Below are 1926 nucleotides of genomic sequence, written 5' to 3'. Positions count from 1 at the left end.
GAAAACTATCTAAAACTACATAGACTCCAGGAACCATATACTCTGGTAAAATCTCCTGTAAATAACTTTCCAGCTCAGACGATTCTATACCTGTTGTACTTGTATAGTAACAAACTAAATACTGGTCACTACCTATGCCATTTACAACAACCACACTCTGACCTACTTCTGCATGACTCTCTACCTGATTAATGATTTCACCTAACTCTATACGATGTCCACGAATCTTAACCTGTGAATCTTTTCTTCCAATAAACTCTATTGTCCCTTCTGGTAACCATCTTCCTAAATCACCAGTACGATACATCATCTCTCCCTTTATAAAAGGGTTTTCAACAAAATATTCCCTAGTTAAGCCTTCATTATTTAAATACCCTCTTGAAACTCCTGCGCCTCCAATATATAGTTCTCCTACTGATCCCTTTGGTAATACAGTACCATAAGCATCTAAAATATATACTTGAGTGTTAGCTATAGGACGACCTATAGGAATGACTCCTCTTTCTATATCTGTAACTGTTACCTCATGCTCTAAAGCTGAAATTGTAGTTTCGGTTGGACCGTATTTGTTATAAAAACGATAAGAAGAAATATATTTACTTGCTAAGGAACTACTACAACGCTCTCCTGCTGAAACAATATTGCGTAAAGATAAGTTCTCAGGAAGTGACAACATACTTAAAAAAGAAGGAGTACTATGTAAATGTGTTATTGATTTTTCTGCTAAATACGTAACAAACAATTTACTGTCTAACAAAGTTTCCTTTGCTACCAAAACTAACCTTGCTCCACTTGTTAACGATAACCATAACTGTTCTACCGAAGCATCAAAATATATCGGAGAAAATTGTAAAATAGCATCCTTGCTTGTTATTTCAAAATAAGTCTTTTGTCCTTGGATATAATTAAACAACGAATCATGTCCGATTAAAACACCTTTAGGATATCCTGTAGATCCTGAGGTATAAATAGTATAAGCTATCTCTGTTTTTATAATAGCAGGAGTAACCGACTTATAATCTTCGAAAATTCTGCTATCTCGAAGATCTGTAATCTTATAATCTTTATAAAAATTTGAAGCTATAGAACAATTAATTAAAATATGTTTTGATCCACTATCTGACAACATATGTATTGTTCGCAAAACTGGCTGCTCTGGATTCATAGGCATATAACTACCTCCTGATTTCAGAATCCCTAAAATACCGATAATCATCTCAATCGATCGCTCCATATACAAACCTACCATCATCCCTTTTTCAACTCCCTCAGCTTGTAGATAAGCTGCTAAACAATCAGAAGCTATACCTAACTCTTTATAAGACAATCGCTCTTCTCCCAACTCTAAAGCTATTTCATTTCCCCTTTGTTTTACCTGGTCTTTAAATAAATCTAAAACTGTAACATTTGTAGGGATAACATCTGAAATAACTCCTGTTGATAAACTTAATAAAGCTTCCTTCTCTTCTTTATCTAAAATCGTTATCTCTGAAATAAGCTGATCTGGATTAGACAAAACACTACTAACAATAGTCTTTAAATACCCCATGAATAAAGACATAGTAATCTCTTTAAACAATCGTTTGTTATAGTTGAAACTTATGTGCAACTGCTCCTTTCCTTCAACCACAACCATACTGATATCAAACTTGGAAACAACACGAGCATCCAACCCTTCATAAGCACTTATCAAACCAGCTAATGAATTTTCTGATACTTCCTCTTCCTTAAAGTAAGAAAACATCACATCAAATAATGGGTTACGACTTGTATCTCGGGTAATTGATAAACTGTCTATTAAATCTTCATATTGATAACTCTCATGTACAAAACTCGTTAAGACCATTTCCTTTACTTCTGAAAGGTATTCTGCATACGTTTTATCTCCTTCTGGATAACTACGAAGCGCCAAGGTATTTACAAACA

Annotated in this window: 1 protein-coding gene; it reads right to left on the bottom strand. The window is 34.1% G+C overall.

The window, feature by feature from the left end; translation table 11 throughout:
- Nucleotides 1-1926 (bottom strand): non-ribosomal peptide synthetase (locus tag EYW44_RS21855; protein ID WP_132727995.1); only part of this gene is annotated, 1926 nt, incomplete at both ends.

The sequence above is a fragment of the Tenacibaculum sp. M341 genome (assembly GCF_004337695.1).
GTDB lineage: Bacteria > Bacteroidota > Bacteroidia > Flavobacteriales > Flavobacteriaceae > Polaribacter.
The sequence above is the reverse complement of the archived record's forward strand: the minus strand, read 5'-3'. Positions and strand labels throughout refer to the sequence as shown.